This is a genomic window from Streptomyces sp. NPDC003034 (genome assembly GCF_053591375.1).
Genome location: NZ_JBSFTS010000006.1, coordinates 229685 through 249948, shown reverse-complemented (window position 1 = coordinate 249948; position 20264 = coordinate 229685). Strand labels below are relative to the sequence as shown.

Genomic DNA, 20264 nt, shown 5'->3' with positions numbered 1-20264 from the left:
GTACGGGAGCTGCTGGCGGGGCGGTACGGGCGCGAGGAGCTCCAGGCGTCGGCGGACTGACCACCGGCGCGGTGGTCACGTCGCCGCAGCCGCGGGTGATCGCGCGGGGCTCGTCGCTGAAGGTCGCTCCTCGCTGAGGGTCACAGCCCCAGCATGAGGAACAGCCCGGAGACCAGCGCGAACACGAGGACGAACAGCCGCATCCGGCGCGCGTCCATCCGGTGGTGCACCAGGCGGCTCGCCCACGCTCCGGCGGCGATCGCGGGGAGCAGCGCGAGCGCCCACCCCAGATCTCCCGCCTGCCCCTCCCCCGTCGCGAACAGCAGGGCCAGCGAAGCCACTTCGCCGATCAGGAAGCAGGCGGCGACGGTGGAACGCAGCTCGGCCGGCGGCCGGTGCTGGTAGACCAGCGCGAGCGGCGGCCCGCCGATGCCGGTCGCGGTCTCCGTCAGCCCGGTCACCGCGCCGGCGGCGACATAGGCGACCCGGCCGGGGGTGAACGCGGGTGCGGCGAGACTCACCACCGCCGCCAGGACGGTGGCGATGCCCACGCACAGGCCGAGGCTGCGGTCCGGGATCAGCCAGAGCAGCGCCAGTCCGCCGGGCGTGGCGGCGAGCCGCGCCACGGTGATCCAGCCCGCGCCCCGCAGATCGAGCGAGGCGCGTTCACGCCAGGCGACGTACAGATTGAGCGGGATCATCGACGCCAGGACGAACACCGGGAGCAGACCGGGATCGAGGATCCCGGCCACCGGCGCGACGATCAGGGCGAAACCGAGCCCGCTGCTGCCCTGGACGAAGGCGGCGAGGGCCACCGTGACGGCCAGGACCGCCAGTGTCTCGGGGCTCACGGCGCGGTGCTCCGCTCACGTGCCGCCGTGGAGGTGGGGTGCACCCGGACGATCGGCGCTCTTTCCACGACGGCACGGGCCAGTTCGGCCGCCTGCCGTACGAGCGCGGGGCCGTCCCAGGCGACGGGCCGGCCGCACCACAGGCGCATCCGGCCGGCGACGAACACGGCGGTGATCTGGTCGCGGTTGCCGCGCCGCACCAGTTCCCAGGGCAGGTCCCACGAGAGGGCGAGTTCGGGATTGGTGACGTCGACGAGGAGGAAGTCGGCGGCCAGTCCCTCGGCGACGGTGCCGGTGCGCGTACCGAGGCCGACGGCGTCGGCGCCGCCGCGCGTGGCCTGCTCCAGCCAGGTCCAGCCGGCTCCGCACGAGGAGTCGCCGGTGACCAGGCCGTACGCCAGCCGCTGCGCGAACTCGGCCGCCTCGGCGAGCCGGAACCCGTCGCCGCGGGTCCCGTCCGTACCGAGCCCGAAGCGGACCCCGCGCTCGGCCATGGCCGTGGCCGGGGCGACGGCGTTGCCCTTCCAGGCGCTGGCGACCGGGTTGTAGCTGACGGCGGTCCCGGTGTCGGCGAGCAGGGTCAGCTCGCGCGGAGTGAGCAAGGTGGCGTGCGCGGCGAGCAGTTGCGGGCCGAGCGCCCCGACGTGGTGCAGGTACTCCAGCGGGCGCAGGCCGTGGCGTACGAGCGAGCGCTCGACACCGGCCAGGTGCTCGTTGACGTGGATCTGTACGGTCGCCCCCGCCTCCGCGGCGAGCCGGGCCGTACGGCGCAGGGTGGCGGCCGTGGCCGCCTCCGGTATGGAGACGGCGAGCGAGGCGTGGACGAGCTCGTCCCCCTCGTAGCGGGCGAGGTGCTTCTCCGCGGCGTCGACGGCCGGGGAGGCGCCGTGGGCCTCCCCGGCCCCATCGGCCCCGGCGTCGTCGCAGACGCGTCCGAGCACGCAGCGGATGCCGGCGTCACGGGCGGCGCAGGCGACGACATCCACGTCCACGTCGGCGCGGGTGCCCGCGTCCGTGACCGTGGTGAATCCGCCGCGCAGCGCCTCGTACGCCGCCAATTTCGCGGCGACGTAAGCCGATTCCTCGTCTAGCGCGCCCTCCAGCGGAACCCACACCCGCCGGAAGATCTCCGACGGCTCCCCGAAGGCGAGGGCGGAGCCGAAGCTCTGCGTGAGGTGGTGGTGGGCGTCGACGAATCCGGGCATCAGCACGTGGCCGGGCAGCCGTACGGGATCCAGGTGCGGGTGGGCGCCCTTGACTTCCTCCTCGGGGCCCACGGCGCGGAAGGAACCGTCGGCCACGACGACCGCGAAGCCGTCGGCGGGGCCTGCGGGCAGCAGCACGGCATCCGGTACGAGGAGGAGCGCGCCGGGGCTGTTGAGGAGGTCGGGGGTGAGCTGGTTCATCGGTCGCTTTCCGTGCGGTCGCCGGTCGGGCGGGTGGTGCTGAGGGGAGTGGTGCTCATACGGGCACTCTTCAGACGGGCACTGCTCAGACGGGCACTGATGCCCGGCCTCACGTGGTGGAAGAGGATGTTGAGGACCGCGGCGACGAACGCGCCGACGGCGACGCCGCTTTCGAGGAGGATGCGGATGTTGGGCGAGAAGCCGGCGTAGACGCCGGGGATGAGGATGGGCAGCAGGCCGAGGGCGAGGGCGACGGCACAGATGAAGGTGCTGGTGTGCTTGTCGAGGTCCGAGCGGCCGAGCATCTGCACCCCGAGCACGGTGATCACGGCGAAGACGACCATGGCGGTGCCTCCGATGACCGCGGCCGGGATGACGCTGATCGCTCGGGTCACGGGTGCGAGGAATCCGATGACGATGAGGACCACTCCGGCCGCGGCGGTGACGAAACGGCTGCGCACGCCGGTGACGCGGACGATGCCGATGTTCTCGCCGCTCGTCACCATCAGCGGCAGTCCGAAGAAGCCGCCGAAGAGGGAGGTGAGGGCGTCGCCTCGGATGGTCTTGGGGACATCGGTGCGCTGGTCGATCTCCTTGCCGACCGCCTCGGCGTTGATGGCCGTCTGGCCGGTGGCCTCCGCCATGGAGGCGAGGCTGTAGAGCATCAGCGGCAGCGCGGCGACGAGGCTGAACTCGGGTGAGCCGAACGGCATCAGCTGCGGCGCGCTGACCAGCCCGCCTTCGGCGGCGCGGCCGAAGTCGATGGTGCCGAGCACGGCGGCCAGGGCGGTGCCGGCGAGGAGTCCGAGCATGACGGCGAGCTGGCGCAGGACGCCGGTGAAGAGCAGGTAGAAGAGGACGGTGAACCCGATCGTCGCCATGCCGAGTGCGAGATTGGTGGTGTCGGCGAATCCGGGCTGGCCGGGACGGCCGGTGACGAGGACGGCGCCGACCTTCACCAGGTTGACGCCCACGATGACGATCATCGTGCCGATGACGAGGGCCGGGAAGTAGGCGAGCAGCCGCGAGAAGACGGGCAGGACGACGAAGTAGAAGGCGGCGGTGAGGATGACCGCGCCGGTGGCCGTACGCAGGCCGTGCTGTTCGGCGATGGCGAGGAAGAGGATGAGCGGCGCGCCGCCCGGCAGCATCACGAACGGCAGCCGCGGCCCGAACTTCCACGGCCCGAGCGACTGGATCAGGGATCCGACGCCGGAGAGCACGAAGGCGGCGGAGAGCAGATTGACGGTCAGACCGGGGTCGAGGCGCAGGGTGGCACTCATCAGGAAGATCGCCGAGATGGGGGTGGCGGCCATGACGAGGACGTGCTGGATTCCGAAGAGGATGATCCTGCCGAGGGGGCGGGACTCGTCGACGGGGTGGGTGGGCGCGGGCGCCGGTGGCTGTTCCGTACCGGGCAGGGTCTGGCGGGGACTGGACACGCTTGAGCTCCGTTCGGCGTTCGGCACGCTCGGGTTTCAGCCGCGATCCGGCCCTGGACGGAGAGCCAAATCGATTTGGCCAAATCGATTTGGCCGTCAGTATGTGAGGCCGAGTGGCGGGCGTCAAGAGCCGTAACGCGGGGCCGGCGCGCGGCCTGGCGGGCCGCCGGGGGCGGCCGTCGAAGCTACTGAGCAGTTCCGCGGCGGCCGGACCGCGCCGTCGCGCCGTCGCGCTGGCGCGGGCTGTGGGTTGGGGGGCCGGGCTGGCGGCTGCGGCTGCGCCGCGGGCTCCGCGGCAGCGGCGGGCGGCCGCTCGACGTCCGCGTCCGGCGGGGGCGGCAGCGGCGAGGGTCACGGCCACGACAGCCACCGGCAGCAGCAGTAGCGGCGGGCGGCAGCACCAACAACGGCACCATGAGTGGCACCAGGGGCTGCGGTCGCGGCAGGGCGTCCGCAGCAGGGGCGGTCCTGCCGTCCGGTGACGACAAAACAGCAGTGGCGGCAGCAGCGGCAACCGCACCTGGGCGGCTCCGGCTGCGGTCGCGGCGGGGCGGCCCCAGCAGGGGCAGTGCTCACCGTCCGATGACGGCACCGGCACCGGCACCGGTGGCAGTAGCGGCGGTGGGGGTAGGCGGCAGCGCGGACATCGGCACGACGGGCGGCACCAGGAGCTGCGGTCACGGCAGGGCCGCGGACAGAACGGGTGCTCTTCCCCGTCCGGTGACGGCGACGGCTGCACCGACAGCAGTATCGGCGACAGCAACCGCCCCAGGGGCGGCACCGGCTGCGGGCGCGGTGGGGCGGCCGCAGCAGGGACAGTGCTCACCGTCCGGTGACGGCGACGGCTGCGTCGGCAGCAGTAGCGGGCGGCATCGGCGCCGCACCGGGGGATCCGGTCGTGGCAGGGGCGGGTTCGGCGGGTCCTTACCGTCCGGCGACCGTGGCGACACGGGGCCGGACTGGAGTGGGCGTACGGTGAACGGGCACCGCGACGGAGCGGGCGGCGGGCGGCGGTCCCACGCGGTTGTCGTGGAGACCGTCGCCCGTGGTGTTCAGGTGGCTTGTGGCCGGTCCTCGCCCTGCCGGCTCGGCACCTCGCGGCGTGCGCCCCCATGACGGCGAGGGCCGGACCTTCATCGGTGCACGGGCCGTGCGATGCCCTCAGCAGCATCGCCGACTGCGGCGGATGAGCATGAAGGCGATGAGCGCGACGCCCGCCGCGAGCAGCAAAGTCCGGTTGGCCCGCGCGGTGCCGGCCGCCGCGGCGGCCTTCTCGCGTACCTGGGCGGTGACTTGTTCGGCCTTCTCGCCGGCCTGTTCCCTGACGGCGGCGGCCTTCTCCTGGGCCCGGGCGGTGACGTCGACCTTGGCCGCCAACGCCTCTACGGTCTCGGCGAGTTCTGCGCGGGTGCGCTCGATCTGTTCCCGCAGCTGCTGAGGAGTAGGAGAGGAATCGTTGCCGTCGGAGTGCTTGGTCATCGGTGTGCTTTCTCCTTGATCGCGGCGGAGGTGGACCTTACGGGTGCAGGTGGTGATCATCGCTCGGCGGCGCGCTCGACCCCCGCCGCCGAGCTGGTGCCCTACGCCAGACGGCGCAGACAAGCCCCTGAGGGCGTGTACCGGCCCCCGCCCGCCCCGGACGTACGAAGGCGCTCCGGCAGGGGCTTCACGAGCATCCCCCAGAATCGGGTTGCACCTTGAGCGGCCTGCGGCCAGTTGACCCACTCGGGCCTCCGCGTCCCCCGGTCGGGCCCCCGTACCGCGTGGTGCGGCATGTCATCCCCGCACATCCCCGCCCATGGCGCACGTTGATACGCAGCCGGCCGCGCACGCCGCGCGGCGGCGGGACCTGGAGGTACGTGGTGAGCGACGACCGCGAGGATCGCTACGAGCTGGTGTTCGAGAGTGGTGAGTCCGGTACGGAAGCCGGGGACACCGTCATCGTCCTTCGCACCGCGCAGACAGGTCCCGGCGGCCATCCCGTCTACGCCGACGAAACGGGGATCGTCCGTGCCGAGATCAGCGATCAAGGTGAGGTGCGGATGTTGGCCTCAGGAGGCCAGCAGGCCCCGTCGCACCCCCTCGAAGTCCGCCGCCCCGCGACCTGATCGCCAGCACCCCTCCCCTCAAGGGCGGTTCACCCAGAAGCGGCATTCCTGATTCCGCGCGACGGGGCATGAATGAGGGCGGCCTTCGCGGATAGGAGCGCGAAAGCAAGTACGTCGACAAGGAGGTACACAGCATGTCGCAGGTCGAGGAATCCATCGAGGTCAATGTCCCCGTCCGTACCGCCTACAACCAGTGGACCCAGTTCGAGTCCTTCCCCCACTTCATGGACGGGGTGGAGCGGATCGAGCAGCTCACCGACACCCTCACCCGCTGGCACACCAAGATCGCCGGTGCCGACCGCACCTTCGACGCGAAGATCACGCAGCAGATCCCCGACGAGCGCATCGCCTGGACGACCGTGGGCGGTGAGACCGAGCAGGGCGGTGTCGTGACCTTCCACCGCCTGGACGAGAACACCACCAAGATCATGCTCCAGCTGGACTACGACCCCGAAGGCTTCGTCGAGAACGTCGGCGACAAGCTCGGCATGGTCAAGCACCGGATTTCCGGCGACCTCAAGCGGTTCAAGGAGTTCATCGAGGGCCCGCGTGCCGGCAACGAGACCGGCGCCTGGCGCGGCGAGGTCTGACCCGCGACCGGCGAGCGGCCCCGGCCCGGACGGGCCCGGACGTCCAAGCGGCCCCGCCACTCACCCGTACGAGGTGAGTGGCGGGGCCTTCGCACACCGGGCGGGGCCCGCCGCGGCGCCGTCGGCCCCGCCGCGCCGTCGGGCCCTGCCGAGTCGCTCCGGTCTCAGCTCCCGGTGCCGAGCCGCTCCGGTCTCAGCTCTCGGCCGGGGGATGTTCTCCCGGCCCGGCCAGGCCGGGGGCGAGCGGAGTGGGTGACAGGTCCGCGGTTTCCTCCCCGGGCTCCAGAAGGGTGTCGGCGGCCCCCACGATCAGCGGATCCGGCACACCCACCGCGGCGGGGTCCTTGCGTTCGTACTCCAGGCGCCACAGCAGGTGCCGCATCGCTTCCAGGCGGGCGCGGCGCTTGTCGTTGCTCTTGACCACCGTCCAGGGGGCGTGCACGGTGTCGGTCGCGCGGAACATGGCCACCTTCGCCTCGGTGTAGTCGTCCCACCGGTCCAGGGAGGCCACATCCGTAGGAGAGAGCTTCCACTGGCGCACCGGGTCCACCTGGCGGATGGCGAAGCGGGTGCGCTGTTCGGAGCGCGAGACGGAGAACCAGAACTTGATCAGTTTGATGCCGTCCTCCACCAGCATGCTTTCGAAGACCGGGCACTGGTGCAGGAAGAGCGCGTACTCCTCATCCGTGCAGAACCTCATCACCCGCTCCACACCCGCGCGGTTGTACCAGGACCGGTCGAAGAAGACGATCTCCCCGCGCGCGGGGAGGTGGGCGACGTAACGCTGGAAGTACCACTGGCCGGCTTCCCGCTCCGTGGGCTTGTCCAGGGCCACCACGCGTGCGCCACGAGGGTTGAGCCGTTCGGTGAACCGCTGGATCGTGCCGCCCTTGCCCGCCGCGTCCCGGCCCTCGCAGATCACGATGACCCGGGCCCCGGTGTCCTTGACCCACCGTTGCAGTTTCAGCATCTCTATCTGCAGGATCCGCTTGCTGCGCTCGTACTCGCCCCGGCGCACCTTCCGCTCGTACGGGTAGTTCTCCCGCCAGGTCTGGATCGGGGACCCGCCCGCGTCCAGCAGGATGGGCTGCTCGGGCCTGCTGTCGTCCACGCTCAGCCCGTCCAGCAGCTTTTCCTGCAGCTCGTCCGCGGCGTCACCGCTCACCTGCGCACACTCCCTCCGGATTGCCTTTCCGGTCGCCTGCCCGCCACACCTCGGTCCATGCCCTCGGTCGATGCCCTCGGTCGATGCCCTCGGTACATGCCCTCCGCCCCAGCGCGGACCGATAATGATCGCCGGGATCACGGGTAGGCGCTCCGCATGATCGCTTACAGCACTCTCGCCGCATCCGAGTCCGAGACCGCGCCGCTGCTGCTCATCGTGGTCGGCGTGGCCGTGGCCGCGCTCCTGTTGGCCGCCTTCTGGTGGGGAAGCCGTCGTGTCGCCCGCCGGCGTCGTCCCTCCGCATCGCCGCAGGAAGCCCCGCAGCCCCGGCAGAACTCCTGGCAGACGCCGCAGGACGACCCGGAACTCGGCCACCCCCACCCCTGACGCAGGAGCACACTCACCCGTGCGCGCCTGCGTGGCCCCGGCGCGCACGGTACTCGCCAACTGCCCCCGTGATGAGGGACGCAGGCTCGTGAAGGCGAAACTGGAAAACGTTCCCCGGCGTGTCGGGCCCCCATCTCCATGAATCGGTACGGAGATCACCGACAGAAACGGATCGCCCATCCGAAGAAGGGCCGATACCAGGGGAGATCAACTGATCGATAACGGCGCGGAAACGAATTTTACGGAACCGAGACAACCTTTCCCCGTGTCCAAGAGCGCCGTAGCGGGGTCGGCACAGAAGACTGGTCGGCTGTCACAGCCAAGCAGAAAAGGAGCCTTCTCAAGAACCCGGCCGACTGTCTTGTTTCCGCATGCGGAGGTATCACGATGCCCCACTCCATCACGGATTCCCGCAAGGCCCCGCACCGCCCATCAGCCGCTCGTCCCCCTTTGAGGGCCTACGCGTACATCCTCCTGCCCCTTCTGGGCGTCACCACCGCCTCCGCCCCTGTCACCCCCGCCTACGCGGCTGCCCCGTACAGCAGCAAAGCCCTGGCCGTGGCAGCTTCCAAGGAGGGCTCGCCCTATGCACGGGGCGCCACCGGACCCAGGCGCTTCGACTGCTCCGGGCTGACGCTGTACGCGTTCCGCAAGGCCGGCCGAAAACTTCCCCGGACCGCCGAGCAACAGTACCGACATACGCGCCGCATCCCGCCCGTTCAAAGGGCGTTGGGAGATCTCGTATTCTTCCCCCGGGGCTCGACCGTGGGCCATGTGGGCATCTACGCCGGCCACAACAAGATCTGGCACGCGCCACGGCCGGGCACCACCGTCCGGCTGGAAAGGATCTGGACCGGCAACGTGCGTTACGGACGGGCTACATGATACTCCCCGCTGTCTCCCTTCCCCGATTGCGCTCGGGGTGAGAATGGTTCGGCGGGAGAAGATGGCGATTGCGTTCAGTCCCGCTCCTCGAACGCCTCCGTCAGCAGCAGTTTCTTCTGCGGCTTTCCCATGGCGTTGCGCGGCACCGTCGGGACGAAGCGGACCTCGCGCGGGCGTTTGTGCACCGAGAGGTGTGCGGCGACGAAGTCGGTCAGTTCGGCCGCCGTGACTCCCTCGGCGACGACGAAGGCGACGATCCGCTGGCCGAGATCCGTGTCGGGAACGCCGACCACGGCCGCCTCGCGCACCTTCGGGTGGTCCAGCAGCGTGTTCTCGATCTCCCCCGCGCCGATCCGGTAGCCGCCCGACTTGATCATGTCAATGGAGGCGCGGCCTACGATCCGGTGGACTCCGTCCGCCTCGTCCACGGCGGCGATGTCTCCCGTACGGAACCAGCCGTCCTCCGTGTACGCGGCCGCCGTGGCCTCCGGTCGGCCGAGGTATCCGGAGAACAACGTCGGGCCGGTGAGCTGGAGTTCCCCGATCTCGGCACCCTGCTCGGCGGCGATGCGCGTACGGATGCCCGGGAGCGGGGTGCCGACCGTACCGGGCCGTACCTCGCCGCCCGCTCGGCCGCTGACCGTGATCAGCGTCTCCGTCATTCCGTACCGCTCCACGGGCCGAAGCCCGGTCAGCCGCTCCAGGTCCCGGAAGACGGGGGCGGGGAGGGCTGCGCTGCCCGAGACCAGCAGCCTGGCACCGGACAGCGCGGCGGCGGCGTCCGGCGCGGCGGCGATGCGCGACCACACCGTCGGCACCCCGAAGTACAGGCTTCCGCGCGCCTCCGCATAGGCCGCGGGCGTCGGCCGTCCGGTGTGCAGGAGCCGGCTGCCGGTGCGCAGGGCCCCGAGTACGCCGAGGACCAGCCCGTGCACGTGGAACAGCGGCAGCCCGTGGACGAGGGTGTCCTCGGCGCTCCACTGCCAGGCTGCGGCGAGCGCGTCCAGGTCGGCGGCGATCGCCGCGCCGGTCAGGACCACGCCTTTGGGCGCGCCCGTGGTCCCGGAGGTGTACAGGACGAGCGCCGGGTCGTCGCCGGAGCCACCGCCCGGCCGCAAGGCAGCGGGAAGGGGCGCCGAGGCGGTGGCGGCGGAGCCGGAGGAGCGCCGGGCGAAGTCCACGTCGAGGAGCACCGCCCCCGAGTCCCGCAGAATGTGCTCCCGCTCGGCCCGCCCCGCATCGGGCGGCAGGGGTACGAAGGGCACCCCGGCGAGCAGTCCCCCGACCACGGCGGCGACGGTCTCCAGGGAGACCGTCGCGTTCACCGCGAAGGCCGGGGCGCCGGCCACCTCGGCGGCCACCGCGCGGGCCGCGCCGAGCAACTCCTCGTAGGAGGCGGTGCGGCCGGCGACGGTGACGGCGTCTGCCCGGTCCCCGTAGGCGCCGGTGAGTGCGGTCAGCATGGGGCAACTCCCCTTCGGGCGTGGGTGGCGGGGTGGATGGACGGGGGTGACCTGTCGGCCACGGCGCCAGCCTACGCGGCGCGGCGGCGAGCACGGCCGACCCCACGGCGGGTCCCCGCCGGGGCTAGCCACGTCGCTCGAAGCCGGCGTGAACCATGCAAAGACCCGCTGCCGTTCCACCAGGCCCTGTCGCCAAAGTCCCTCCTGGCCCGGAGCTACTTAGACAATAGGACCTACGCTGGCCCCATGATCACCTCAAAACCGCGGCTGGAGCCGGTCACCGAGCAGAACTTCGACGCCGTGTGCGCGATACGGGTGCGCCCGGACCAGGCGCACCTCGTCTCCCCCGTGGTCAAGTCCCTGGCCGAGGCCTACGTCCACGGGGGGACCGCCTGGCCGCGCGCCATCGTGGACGGCGACGAGGTGGTCGGCTTCGTCATGGCCTTCCTGGACATCGCCTGGGCTCCGGACCGCGATCCGGCGGACATCCGCTCCGGCATCTGGCGCCTGAACATCTCGGCCGCCCACCAGGGCAAGGGCTACGGCCGTTTCGCGGTCGGGGCCGTCACCACGGAGCTCCGCCGCCGGGGCGCCACCCGCGCGTACGTCACCTGGGAGCGGGGCCCCGGCTCGCCGGAGCCGTTCTACCTCGGTCTCGGCTTCCGCATCACCGGCGAGGTGAGCGGCGGGCAGACCGTCGGCGAACTGCCGCTCTAGGGCGTGTCTTTCGGATCTTGTCGGCCGAGCCCGCGTTGTCCGGCGCCGTGCATCCCGAGACGGAGGAGCTTGCCTCGTACTGGACGTACTGGGAAGCCCCGACAACGCAGGGAGGTGCGGTGCCGGGCAACGCGGGCCCAGCAAGATCCGAAAGACACGCCCCAGGTTCTGTCGTCAAGTAGCCCCGAACCAGGAGGGACTTTGACGACAGGCCCTGGTCCCCCTCAAGCACGGTGCAGGTCAAGGAATATGATCACATGACGGCATGACAAAGACGCTCTACCTGTTCTGCTCCGCCGCTCCGCCCGTCTTCGACGTGGCCCATGTGATCGAGGACGCACAGACCCGCGGCTGGGACGTATGTCTCGGCCTCACCCCCACCGCGGCTCACTGGCTGGCCGGGAGTCTCGAAGGGCTGGCGGCCCTCACCGGTCACCCGGTCCGCTGGCAGTACAAGCTGCCCGGGGAGGCCGATCTCTGGCCGCCGGCCGATGCCCTGCTCTTCGCGCCGGTCACCTTCAATTCGCTCAACTCCTGGGCCCTCGGCCTCACCGACCGCTTCACCGTCGGCGTTGCCGCCGAGGCCACCGGCAAGGGGACGCCGGTCGTCGCCATGCCGTGCACCAATGCGGCCCTCGCGGCGCACCCCCAGTTCGAGCAGTCCCTGGCCGTGCTGCGCGGCGCCGGAGTCGAGTTGCTCTACGGCGAGGGCGGTTTCACCCCCGGCCCGGCGGGCCCGGACGACTCGCCGCACTTCCCGTGGTCGGCTGCCCTGGACGCCGTGGACCGCGCGGGCACGGCCAGAGCCTGAAGGAGCCCGGGCGACGGGACTGCGCCCCCGCTCCCCCGTCATCCCGTCGGCCGCCTCGCGCCACAGGTCCGCAGGTCCGTGGTGCGGGGCGTACATGTCCTCGCAGGCGTGGGGTCGCCCCCACATTCAGTTCACCCGCGGTTGAAAGTACTGGTCGACTGGTTTCTTTTGTCGCCGCCCCGTTAGATTGACCTCCGTACGAGCCGCCATCTCAGCGGCGCAGCCCGCAGCGGTCACCGCTCGGACACCGACCGGGAGAAGCACGTGGCGAGGGTCAGGCAGGAACGGGCCGAGATCACCCGGCAGGCGATCCTCGACGGGGCGGCCGTCGCCTTCGACCGCTCGGGCTTCGACGGCACGAGCCTCAGCGACGTGGTCAGGAACGCCGGCGTCACGAAGGGCGCCCTGTACTTCCATTTCCCTTCCAAGGAAGCCCTCGCCCGCGCCCTCATGGACGAGCAGTTCCAGGTTTCGCAGGACCTCCCCGCCATTGAGGATCCGGGCCTCCAGACGGTCATCGACCTCACCCACCGGATGGCGCACGGGCTGCGCACCAACGTCCGCATCCGGGCCGGCATCCGGCTGGTGATCGAGTTCGGCTCCTTCACCCAGCCGGACCCTTCCCCGTACAACGCGTGGATCGACACCTGCCACGCCTGCCTGGTCCCGGCCCGGGAACGCGGCGACGTCCTGCCGTCGATCGACCCGTACGACCTCTCCGCGCTCCTCGTCGGCTCGTTCACCGGCATCCAGGTCACCTCGCACGTCCGCACCGGCCGCGAGGACCTGCACAGCCGGCTCACGGACCTGTGGACCTTCCTCCTGCCGGGGATCGTGCCCGCGCCGCGCATCCCTCGCTTCGATCCGACGGGCTCGCCCGGATGCCGGGCGGAACTGGGCATCGTGGACCAGGACTCGGCCCGGGAGGCGGCCCGGGAAGCGGCTCCCGCTCCGACGTCGGAGATCGCGCCCGTTCCCCCGGCAGTGCCGGCCGGCTGACGGCCTCGCCACCGCGCCCCGGCGGCCGCCGGCTACGGGAACCCGTACGGAGGGACTACGGCCAACCGGGGAGGATCAGGCCCGGCGGAAGCGGTCCTCGCCGCGATCGTCGGCGTACTCCCAGCCGGTCGAGGGCGCCTGCCGGGGCAGCGTGCGGCCTTCCCGCCGCCACTCGCGTTCCAGCGCGTCGTAGATCGGCGTATCGCTCAAGGGCCGGTACGCCGCGCGAAGCGGGTACCGGGTGAAGGCCTGCGGGGCGAACGTTGTCTCCTGCATGCCGGCCCAACGATTCTGCAGCTGGGCGCGTGACGGCACGTAACCGTTTCGTAAGCGAGACGGGACGTGCGAGGGGGCCGGTGCTATCGGGACCGGGCTTGACGCGTGCGCGAGCGGTTCTCCTGGCGGATCGCCTCCAGCAGCTCGGGCCGGCTCATGCGCGACCGGCCGCTGATGTCCAGCCGCTGGGCCAGTTCGTACAGGTGCCGCTTGGTCGCGTTCTCGTCGACGCCTTCGCCACTGCGGGCGGGCTTGTCCCGCGGTGTCGCGGCGCGCGGGTCCGAGGGGCCCTTGCGGCCGTGCTCCTTCCGCTCCCAGTGGTCCGCGACCTTCTCGAACTTGTGCTTGAGGGCGCTGAAGGCGACGCGGTGGGCCCGCTCCCCCTCCCCGTACTGTTCGACGGCCGAATCGTGGGCCGCGATCCAGGTGCGCCGCGCCTCCTCGGGCGAGCGCTCCAGCGTCGAAGGAAGCTCGTCACGTCCTGGCATGTTCCCCTCCGGTGCGATGCCGTGCGATGCGGGTGCGATGCGGTGCGGTTCTCGTGTGATGCGGTGCGATGCGTGCGGGCTCCGGGGGCGAGGCTTGCGGGCGTCCCCACGCAAGGGCCGCCGCACTCCGCCTGCCGAACGCCTTCGAGCGGTGCGGCGTGCGGAGCGCAGCGGTCCGGCGGGGCCAGACGGGGTCAGACCGGGGTGACGTTCTCCGCCTGCGGTCCCTTGGGGCCCTGCACGACGTCGAACTGCACCTGCTGCCCCTCGTTGAGCTCGCGGAACCCGGTCGCGGCGATGGCCGAGTAGTGGACGAACACGTCCGGGCCGCCGCTGTCCTGTGAGATGAAGCCGAAGCCCTTCTCAGCGTTGAACCACTTCACTGTGCCGGTAGCCATCTGATCTCCTTGGTGCGCGCTACGGGCCTCTGCCCGCGTCACCCACCCTGCTCGTGGTGACGCCAGGTGCCCTCGTCACGCACGCTCACACTCGTCACGCTCGTACCCGGCACCCGCCACCGCAGCGGTGTGCGACGCCCACTGAGCGCCTTCCCGCAACCGGAAGACCCATGCACGCCGCTCCGCAACGGACGTGCGGCGCGGGCGCCCCGGACGGCATTGACGCCTTGCGGTGGAACGGTTACCGCCGGTGCATCGTTGCGCCCCGGGAGCCTGACGCGTGTTCGCGGCAGATCACGACGCGCTGCGCCCCGGGGTGAGCCGACGGGAACCGGGTAGGCGCACCGCGGGAAAGGACGGTGCTGTGGAACTCTCCGACTGGCTCCTCGTGTCCGCGGAACGCGGCAATACCTCGACACGCCTGGACAGCCGCCACCCGGGCGGTGCGGCCTGGTCGCGGGGCAACCACGTGCGGGCGCTGGTGCACGGAAGCACCTACTTCCGCGAGCTGCTCGCCGCGATCCGCTCGCAGCGGGCAGGTGATCTGCTGCTGTTCACCGACTGGCGTGGTGACCCGAAGGAGCGCCTCGACGGTGAGGGCAGTGAGGTCGGCAAGGTCCTGGGCGAGGCGGCCGAGCGCGGCGTGATCGTGAAAGGGCTGATCTGGCGTTCCCACCTCGACCAGTTCCAGTTCAGCGAGGAGGAGAACCTGCACCTCGGTGAGGAGATCGAAGCGGCCGGCGGCGAGTGCCTGCTCGACATGCGGGTGCGCCCCGGGGGATCCCACCACCAGAAGCTCGTCGTGCTGCGGCATCCCGGCCGTCCCGAGCGCGACGTCGCGTACGTCGGCGGCATCGACCTGTGCTACAGCCGCAAGGACGACGCCGCGCACGGCGGCGACCCGCAGTCCTTGCCCTTCGCCGACGCCTACGGCGCCCGTCCGCCCTGGCACGACGTCCAGCTCGCCATCCACGGACCGGCCGTCGGTGACATCGAGGCCGGCTTCCGCGAGCGCTGGGAGGACCCTGCGCCGCTCAGCCGCAGCCCGCTGACCCGCCTGCGGCAACTCATGCACCGGGAGGACACGCACGCCGACCGCCTGCCGCCGCAGCTGCCGGACCCCGAACCCCGCGGTACGCACACCGTCCAGGTCCTGCGCACCTACCCCAACCGTCTGCTGCGCGGCTATGCCTTCGCGCCGGACGGCGAGCGGAGCATCGCGCGCAGCTACCTCAAGGCCCTGCGGCGGGCTCGGGCGCTCATCTACCTGGAGGACCAGTACCTGTGGTCTCCGCACGTCGTGGAATGCTTCGCCCGCGCGCTGGCCGCGAATCCGGAGCTGCGCCTGATCGCGGTCATCCCCTCCGTCCCGGAACAGGACGGCCGGATCGCGCTGCCGACGAACCTGGTGGGCCGGATCAAGGCGCTCGACACGCTGCGCCGCGCAGGAGGGGACCGGGTGGCGGTGTACGGCCTGGAAAACCATGCCGGGACGCCGGTGTACGTCCACGCGAAGGTCTGTGTGATCGACGACGTGTGGGTCTCGGCCGGTTCGGACAACGTCAACCTCCGGTCCTGGACCCATGACTCGGAACTCAACTGCGCCGTGCTGGACGAGACTCCGGACCCGCGGGAGCCGAGGGATCCCGGCGGTCTCGGAGACAACGCGCGCCGCTTCGCGCGGGAGCTGCGGCTGAGCCTCTCGCGCGAGCACCTGGACCTAGACCTGGACCAGGAGGATCCTCACGGTCCGAGCGGCCCCGATGCCGAACCGGACGCCGACGCCCCCGACCCCCTGTGCGACCCGGTGCGCGCCTTCGACCTCTTCGCCGAAGCGGCGGCGGCGCTGGACTCCTGGCACGAGGGCGGCCGACAGGGTCCGCGACCGCCCGGACGCCTTCGCGCGTACCGCCCGCCGGACCTGTCACCGGCTGTGAAGACACTCTCCATGCCCCTGTACCGCCTGCTGGTCGACCCGGACGGCCGTCCGTGGAGGCTGCGGCGGCACAACGCGTTCTGAATGCGCCGCGGACGCGGACGGGCGCGGACAAGCGCCGAGTCCCGCCCGCGGCTGGCCTGCGGCGGGCGGGACCTCGGCGGCAGGCCCGTCAGGAGGCGGACCCTGTCACGCGGTCAGGAGGCAGAACCGGTCACCTCGTCAGGTCACAGGGCCGGGTGGGCGTTCCTCATCAGTTCCTGGAACTGCGCGGAGAACCACTTGCCCGACAGGGGTGCGTCCGGCAGTGCGCCGGACATGTGGTTGTTGTTCCGCGGGTTACCCGTGTACGTCGGGTCGCACATCCGGTCAAAGCCCTTGCCCTCGTCGTTCGGGATCTCCCGGCTGGCGCCGTCCGACTCGCCCGGGGGCTTGACCCACACGTACGCGTCGATGCCCGCGGCCGGAGCCGCCTTCGGCCGTTCGCCGAGGCCGGCGCCCGCCTGGTTGCACCAGTTGCCGAGGTGGATGCGCCGGTCGTAGCGGCCGCCGTCCACGAAGGTGTCGACGGTGCTCCGGGCGCCGGGGCCGGACGGGCGGGCCGGGCCGCCCCAGCCGTTGCGGGAGGTGTCGATCAACATGCCGAGGCCGGGGTCGAAGCCGATCGAGACCAGCTTGGCCCGCATGGCCTGGGCGTACGAGAGCTCGTCGGTGTACCGGTTCCAGTCCACCCACTTCGACTGGCGTACGGAGACACCGTTGACGCTGTCGTCGATGGTGAAGTTGTTCTCCTTCAGCGCGCTGTAGTTGGCGGTGTTGACGATGAAGCCGTGCACCTTGCCGAGCGTGGCGCCCTCGGCGGTGGCGGCCTGCTTGAAGATTTCGGCGGAGGCGCCGAAGTTGTCGTCCCAGCCGAGCCAGCCGTGGTGGCCGGCGTCCACGTAGTTGTAGACGTTGCCGATCGCGCCGAGCTTGTTCAGCGCGTACCCGACGCCCTTGACGTAGTTGCCGTTCGCCTTCATGACGTCGCAGTTCGGCGTGGCGGTCGGGCGCGGCGTGGTGTTGGTGACCAGGTTCGGCAACGAGTCGATCTCGACCGTCGTGACGATCCGCAGGCCCGCGTACTTGGGATCGCCCAGTATCGCGGCGATCGGGTCGATGTAGGCCGTCCGGTACTTGTCGATCTCGGTCGGGCCGAGCTCACCGTTGGAGGCCAGCGCCGCGCAGTCCCGGCCGGGCAGGTTGTAGATGACCAGTTGGACGGCGAGCTGGCCGCTGCCCTTCTGCTTCAGGGCCTCGTCCAGGTGCGCCCGCAGACCCATGCCGCCCGAGACCCCGTTGATGGCGGCGGTGCGGTCCAGCCAGACGGCGGTCGGCTGGTTGGCGATCCTGCTGCCGCCGGGTTCGGCCGCCGCCTTGGCCGACCACTCCGGGTTCACATAGACCTTGGCCCCGGCGTACGGGTTGTCGACCCGGCTGCCGGAAGGCGGATCGGTCGGCGGGTTGGTCGGGCCGGGGGGCTCAGTGGGACCACCGGGGCCGGCGTTGCAGGTGACGCCGTTCAGCTTGAAGGTCGCCGGGACGGCGTTGGCGCCGCTGTACGAGGCGTTGAAGCCGAACGACGCGGAGGCGCCGGTGGCCAGGCTGCCGTTGTACGAGACGCTCTTGGCGGTGACGGCCGCCCCGGCCTGGGTGATGGTGGCGTTCCAGCCCTGGGTGACCTTCTGGTTCCCGGCGTACGACCACTCCAGCGTCCAGGCGCTCACCGGGTCACCGGTGTTGGTGATGGTGACATTGGCGCCGAAGCCGGCGTTCCACTGGTTGGTGACCTTGTAGTCGACGGTGCAGCCGGGGGCGGCGGCCCCGGCTGTGCCGCCCAGGGCGGTGGCGGTGGCGCCGGCCGCCGCGATCAGGGTGCAGGCGGCCAGCAGTGCGGTGCGGCGCCGGGGAGGTGCGGTGGTGGTGCGGCTCATGATCTGTGTGCCTCTCGGTCGAGGGCGCGGGCGCGCAGGTGGTCGCGCAGCCCGATGCCGAATGCGGTGGGTGTGCCGTCGTAGCTCCTGATCAGGGCCGGACCCGAGGAGCAGTCCCAGGTGTTCCAGGTCCAGCCGAGATAGGAGAGTCCGCGGTCGTCGAACCACTTCATGACGCGGTCGATGAACGCGTGCGCGCATGTGTTCTCGCCGATCTCCCCCGCGACGAGCGGGACACGGGCGGCGACCGGCGCGAGCGTGGAGTCCCAACAGTTCTCGTTGGAGCAGGTGTTGAAGTTGTAGACGTGCCAGGCAGCGGCGAGATTGCCGGCCGGGTCGGTGGGCGCGTACGTGAGCCACTGGCTCAGGTCGTTGGAGTAGGCGATCCCCGGAACCAGTACGAGATTGGTGGCGCCCGTGGCCCGTACCGCGTCCAGCAGGTACTGCATGCCGGCGACCTCGTAGCCGATGCCGGGGCAGGTCCCGCCGTCGCGCCAGCAGGTCCACGCCTGGGCGGCGGTGGAGGTGGCGCGGTCCGGGTAGGGCTCGTTGAAGAGGTCGAAGACGACGCGGCGGTCGCCCTTGAAGGTGTCCGCCACCGAAGTCCAGAAGGCGGGGGTGTACCGGGCGCTCGGCATCGGCTTCTGGCAGGAGGCATGGACGTCGGAGCAGCCGGCGGAGTTGCCGGTGTACTGGCCCCAGGTCCAGTGCAGTTCGACGATCGGTGTCATGCCGTGCGCCTCGACGCGGCGCACGAGGTCCTTGACCGCGTTGACGTAGTCCGCGCCCCGGTATTCGGGCTTGATGTTGCCCAGGCCCAGCCAGCACTCCTCGTTGAGCGGGATGCGAACCGTGTTGGCCTTCCAGTCCGCGATGGCCTTCACGGAGGCGTCGTCCACGGGGCCGTCGAAGATGCCGTGGCCCTGGACGCACATGTACTCGCCGCCGGAGCGGTTGACGCCGAGCATCCGGCGGGTGGCGCCGTTCTGGTCGGTCAGGCGGTTGCCGGTCACGCTCAACTCGGGTGCGCCGCCGCCCGGATCGGGCGGATCGGTCGGCCCCGGCGGATCGGTCGGGCCTGGTGGTTGGGCGGCGCAGGGGGCGCCGTTGAGCGTGAAGGCTGCGGGCGGCGTCGGGGCGGCACCGGAGAAGGAGGCGAGGAACCCTGCGGTGACGCTCGCACCCGTGGCGAGCGAACCGTTCCAGCTCTCGTTCACCGCCGTGACGGACTCTTGCGACTGGGACCACTTCGCGCCCCAGCCCTGGGTCACCCGCTGCCCGCCCGGGAGGCCGAAGCCCAGACGCCAGCCGGTGAGCGCGGCCGCGTGGTTGGTGAGGGTGACCGACCCCTGGAAACCGCCGTCCCACTGGCTGACGACGGAGTACTCCACCGTGCACGCGGGGGCGGCGGCCGAGGCCGTGGACAGGGCCGAGAGGACCGGACCGCTCACTGCTGTGAGCGCTGTTCCCGTCACGACGGCGACCAGACCGGCGAGTACTCCGGGGAGCACTCCGGCGAACGGTCGGGCGCGGCGTCGGGCTGGTAATCGGAAACGCGGGGGGTGTCGCATGAGCGACTCCTTGCAGTTCGGGCGCGCACTGACGGCGCGCCGACTGAATGGAACCGCTCCCACTGGTTGGAGCACCGTAGCGTCAAGTGAAGCCAGGCAAAAGAGACTTGGTCGAGAATCTCCTTCGAATTTCTTCGACTCTTCAAGCGTCTTGACCGATACACCGCCGCTCAGCATAGTGGGAGCGCTCCCACTGGTTCACATAGTGTGTCCGGCTCGACACCGACCAGCCCGCTGAAGGAGGCGGGCGGCAAGCCCCGGCGCGCCGTTCCTCGCCGCGTCGTCCGGTCAGGCGGGGCCGGAATCCTCCTCCAGCGCCGCCAGCAGCTGGCTCGCTTCGGCGTGTGCGCGCACTACGTCGACGTCGTCGCAGACCACCTCCAGGCCGAGGGCGGTGTGCGCCGGCGGACCGGGGAAGCCGAAGTACGACTGGTACGCGAAGTACGCGCGCAGCTCGTCGACCGGGTCGCGGCCGACGGTCAGCGTGGCGAAGCGTTCCTGCGTCGCGGGGCCCGACAGCAGCATGCGCGTACTGGTCTCGCGAAGGTGGAGTTCCCGCTCGTAGAACTCCGCCGTCAGCGGCAGGTCGAGCACGGCCCGGGCGAACTCCCGGGCCTGCGCGGCGTCGGTGAAGGGCAACAGCTCGGTGAAGACGGGCATGCCCGCCAGCAGCAGCCAGCGACGCGCGCCGCCTGCTTCCGGCGGCTCGTAGGCCACCGAGAGGACGCTCGTCCCGTCCTGCTCCGGACTGCCCTTCCACGCGTACGTGAACACCTGCTCCAAGCGCATGGCCGTGCT

At 71.1% G+C, this 20264-nt stretch carries 20 protein-coding genes; 8 read left to right on the top strand and 12 right to left on the bottom strand.

Features of this window, described 5'->3' with window-relative positions; all coding sequences use genetic code 11:
* Positions 1 to 140: 140 nt before the first annotated feature.
* From ACWDX7_RS10395 to ACWDX7_RS10380, 4 genes are all read right to left on the bottom strand, one after another.
* On the bottom strand, positions 141 to 851 hold the full coding sequence (locus tag ACWDX7_RS10395; protein ID WP_451491851.1) for a TSUP family transporter: 711 nt from the start codon (positions 849 to 851) through the stop codon (positions 141 to 143).
* Complete coding sequence (locus tag ACWDX7_RS10390; RefSeq protein ID WP_451491850.1) at positions 848 to 2257, bottom strand: amidohydrolase family protein; 1410 nt, start codon at positions 2255 to 2257, stop codon at positions 848 to 850. The genes ACWDX7_RS10395 and ACWDX7_RS10390 overlap by 4 nt, the downstream gene beginning before the upstream one ends.
* Positions 2254 to 3699 (bottom strand): uracil-xanthine permease family protein, encoded by a 1446-nt coding sequence (locus tag ACWDX7_RS10385; protein WP_451491849.1) that lies wholly within the window; start codon positions 3697 to 3699, stop codon positions 2254 to 2256. The genes ACWDX7_RS10390 and ACWDX7_RS10385 overlap by 4 nt, the downstream gene beginning before the upstream one ends.
* Positions 3700 to 4860: 1161 nt before the next feature.
* Positions 4861 to 5178: a DUF3618 domain-containing protein gene (locus ACWDX7_RS10380; RefSeq protein WP_451491848.1), complete on the bottom strand. Its 318-nt coding sequence runs from the start codon at positions 5176 to 5178 to the stop codon at positions 4861 to 4863.
* A gap of 383 nt (positions 5179 to 5561) precedes the next feature.
* Between ACWDX7_RS10380 and ACWDX7_RS10375 the strand changes: the two genes are divergently transcribed.
* Both ACWDX7_RS10375 and ACWDX7_RS10370 read left to right on the top strand, forming a co-directional pair.
* Complete coding sequence (locus ACWDX7_RS10375) at positions 5562 to 5807, top strand: DUF6296 family protein (protein ID WP_451491847.1); 246 nt, start codon at positions 5562 to 5564, stop codon at positions 5805 to 5807.
* Positions 5808 to 5941: 134 nt separating this feature from the next.
* Entirely contained in the window at positions 5942 to 6397 is a 456-nt protein-coding gene (locus ACWDX7_RS10370) for an SRPBCC family protein (protein ID WP_451491846.1), read from the top strand.
* A 193-nt stretch (positions 6398 to 6590) separates the two neighbouring features.
* Here ACWDX7_RS10370 and ppk2 read toward each other — a convergent pair whose 3' ends face one another.
* Positions 6591 to 7562 carry a polyphosphate kinase 2 gene (ppk2, locus tag ACWDX7_RS10365; RefSeq protein ID WP_451491845.1) on the bottom strand — a complete coding sequence of 324 codons (972 nt, stop codon included), beginning with the start codon at positions 7560 to 7562 and terminating at the stop codon, positions 6591 to 6593.
* A 156-nt stretch (positions 7563 to 7718) separates the two neighbouring features.
* Between ppk2 and ACWDX7_RS10360 the strand changes: the two genes are divergently transcribed.
* Both ACWDX7_RS10360 and ACWDX7_RS10355 read left to right on the top strand, forming a co-directional pair.
* Positions 7719 to 7949 carry a DUF6479 family protein gene (locus tag ACWDX7_RS10360; protein ID WP_451491844.1) on the top strand — a complete coding sequence of 77 codons (231 nt, stop codon included), beginning with the start codon at positions 7719 to 7721 and terminating at the stop codon, positions 7947 to 7949.
* A gap of 387 nt (positions 7950 to 8336) precedes the next feature.
* Complete coding sequence (locus ACWDX7_RS10355) at positions 8337 to 8834, top strand: C40 family peptidase (RefSeq protein WP_451491843.1); 498 nt, start codon at positions 8337 to 8339, stop codon at positions 8832 to 8834.
* Positions 8835 to 8908: 74 nt separating this feature from the next.
* On the opposite strand, the gene ACWDX7_RS10350 is transcribed toward ACWDX7_RS10355, so the two are convergent.
* Entirely contained in the window at positions 8909 to 10297 is a 1389-nt protein-coding gene (locus ACWDX7_RS10350; protein WP_451491842.1) for an AMP-binding protein, read from the bottom strand.
* Between the two features lie 246 nt (positions 10298 to 10543).
* On the opposite strand from ACWDX7_RS10350, the gene ACWDX7_RS10345 reads away from it, so the two are divergent.
* The 3 genes from ACWDX7_RS10345 (at position 10544) to ACWDX7_RS10335 (ending at position 12824) form a co-directional block, all read left to right on the top strand.
* Positions 10544 to 11014 carry a GNAT family N-acetyltransferase gene (locus ACWDX7_RS10345; protein ID WP_451491841.1) on the top strand — a complete coding sequence of 157 codons (471 nt, stop codon included), beginning with the start codon at positions 10544 to 10546 and terminating at the stop codon, positions 11012 to 11014.
* Positions 11015 to 11279: 265 nt separating this feature from the next.
* Entirely contained in the window at positions 11280 to 11825 is a 546-nt protein-coding gene (locus tag ACWDX7_RS10340; protein ID WP_451491840.1) for a flavoprotein, read from the top strand.
* A gap of 264 nt (positions 11826 to 12089) precedes the next feature.
* Complete coding sequence (locus ACWDX7_RS10335) at positions 12090 to 12824, top strand: ScbR family autoregulator-binding transcription factor (protein WP_451491839.1); 735 nt, start codon at positions 12090 to 12092, stop codon at positions 12822 to 12824.
* Between the two features lie 75 nt (positions 12825 to 12899).
* Here ACWDX7_RS10335 and ACWDX7_RS10330 read toward each other — a convergent pair whose 3' ends face one another.
* The 3 genes from ACWDX7_RS10330 to ACWDX7_RS10320 all read right to left on the bottom strand — a co-directional run bounded on the left by ACWDX7_RS10330 (position 12900) and on the right by ACWDX7_RS10320 (position 13986).
* Positions 12900 to 13100 carry a hypothetical protein gene (locus tag ACWDX7_RS10330; RefSeq protein WP_451491838.1) on the bottom strand — a complete coding sequence of 67 codons (201 nt, stop codon included), beginning with the start codon at positions 13098 to 13100 and terminating at the stop codon, positions 12900 to 12902.
* An 83-nt stretch (positions 13101 to 13183) separates the two neighbouring features.
* A complete protein-coding gene (locus tag ACWDX7_RS10325; RefSeq protein ID WP_451491837.1) occupies positions 13184 to 13588 on the bottom strand; it encodes a ChaB family protein in 405 nt (134 codons plus the stop codon).
* A gap of 194 nt (positions 13589 to 13782) precedes the next feature.
* Positions 13783 to 13986, bottom strand: a complete 204-nt coding sequence (locus ACWDX7_RS10320; RefSeq protein WP_451491836.1) for a cold-shock protein — start codon at positions 13984 to 13986, stop codon at positions 13783 to 13785.
* A gap of 364 nt (positions 13987 to 14350) precedes the next feature.
* On the opposite strand from ACWDX7_RS10320, the gene ACWDX7_RS10315 reads away from it, so the two are divergent.
* Entirely contained in the window at positions 14351 to 16006 is a 1656-nt protein-coding gene (locus ACWDX7_RS10315) for a phospholipase D family protein (protein WP_451491835.1), read from the top strand.
* Positions 16007 to 16149: 143 nt separating this feature from the next.
* On the opposite strand, the gene ACWDX7_RS10310 is transcribed toward ACWDX7_RS10315, so the two are convergent.
* From ACWDX7_RS10310 to ACWDX7_RS10300, 3 genes are all read right to left on the bottom strand, one after another.
* Entirely contained in the window at positions 16150 to 17895 is a 1746-nt protein-coding gene (locus ACWDX7_RS10310; protein WP_451491834.1) for a glycoside hydrolase family 6 protein, read from the bottom strand.
* Positions 17892 to 19466, bottom strand: coding sequence for a cellulase family glycosylhydrolase (locus tag ACWDX7_RS10305; RefSeq protein ID WP_451491833.1), 1575 nt, complete (start codon positions 19464 to 19466; stop codon positions 17892 to 17894). Before ACWDX7_RS10305 ends, ACWDX7_RS10310 begins: the two co-directional genes overlap by 4 nt.
* A gap of 288 nt (positions 19467 to 19754) precedes the next feature.
* Positions 19755 to 20255 (bottom strand): hypothetical protein, encoded by a 501-nt coding sequence (locus tag ACWDX7_RS10300; RefSeq protein ID WP_451491832.1) that lies wholly within the window; start codon positions 20253 to 20255, stop codon positions 19755 to 19757.
* Positions 20256 to 20264 lie beyond the last annotated feature (9 nt).

Coding starts and splice junctions, on each gene's coding strand:
- ACWDX7_RS10390 (WP_451491850.1), bottom strand. CDS start 2,257: ATGAACCAGCTCACCCCCGACCTCCTCAACAGCCCCGGCGCGCTCCTC.
- ACWDX7_RS10380 (WP_451491848.1), bottom strand. CDS start 5,178: ATGACCAAGCACTCCGACGGCAACGATTCCTCTCCTACTCCTCAGCAG.
- ACWDX7_RS10370 (WP_451491846.1), top strand. CDS start 5,942: ATGTCGCAGGTCGAGGAATCCATCGAGGTCAATGTCCCCGTCCGTACC.
- ACWDX7_RS10360 (WP_451491844.1), top strand. CDS start 7,719: ATGATCGCTTACAGCACTCTCGCCGCATCCGAGTCCGAGACCGCGCCG.
- ACWDX7_RS10355 (WP_451491843.1), top strand. CDS start 8,337: ATGCCCCACTCCATCACGGATTCCCGCAAGGCCCCGCACCGCCCATCA.
- ACWDX7_RS10350 (WP_451491842.1), bottom strand. CDS start 10,297: ATGCTGACCGCACTCACCGGCGCCTACGGGGACCGGGCAGACGCCGTC.
- ACWDX7_RS10345 (WP_451491841.1), top strand. CDS start 10,544: ATGATCACCTCAAAACCGCGGCTGGAGCCGGTCACCGAGCAGAACTTC.
- ACWDX7_RS10340 (WP_451491840.1), top strand. CDS start 11,280: ATGACAAAGACGCTCTACCTGTTCTGCTCCGCCGCTCCGCCCGTCTTC.
- ACWDX7_RS10330 (WP_451491838.1), bottom strand. CDS start 13,100: ATGCAGGAGACAACGTTCGCCCCGCAGGCCTTCACCCGGTACCCGCTT.
- ACWDX7_RS10325 (WP_451491837.1), bottom strand. CDS start 13,588: ATGCCAGGACGTGACGAGCTTCCTTCGACGCTGGAGCGCTCGCCCGAG.
- ACWDX7_RS10320 (WP_451491836.1), bottom strand. CDS start 13,986: ATGGCTACCGGCACAGTGAAGTGGTTCAACGCTGAGAAGGGCTTCGGC.
- ACWDX7_RS10310 (WP_451491834.1), bottom strand. CDS start 17,895: ATGAGCCGCACCACCACCGCACCTCCCCGGCGCCGCACCGCACTGCTG.
- ACWDX7_RS10305 (WP_451491833.1), bottom strand. CDS start 19,466: ATGCGACACCCCCCGCGTTTCCGATTACCAGCCCGACGCCGCGCCCGA.
- ACWDX7_RS10300 (WP_451491832.1), bottom strand. CDS start 20,255: ATGCGCTTGGAGCAGGTGTTCACGTACGCGTGGAAGGGCAGTCCGGAG.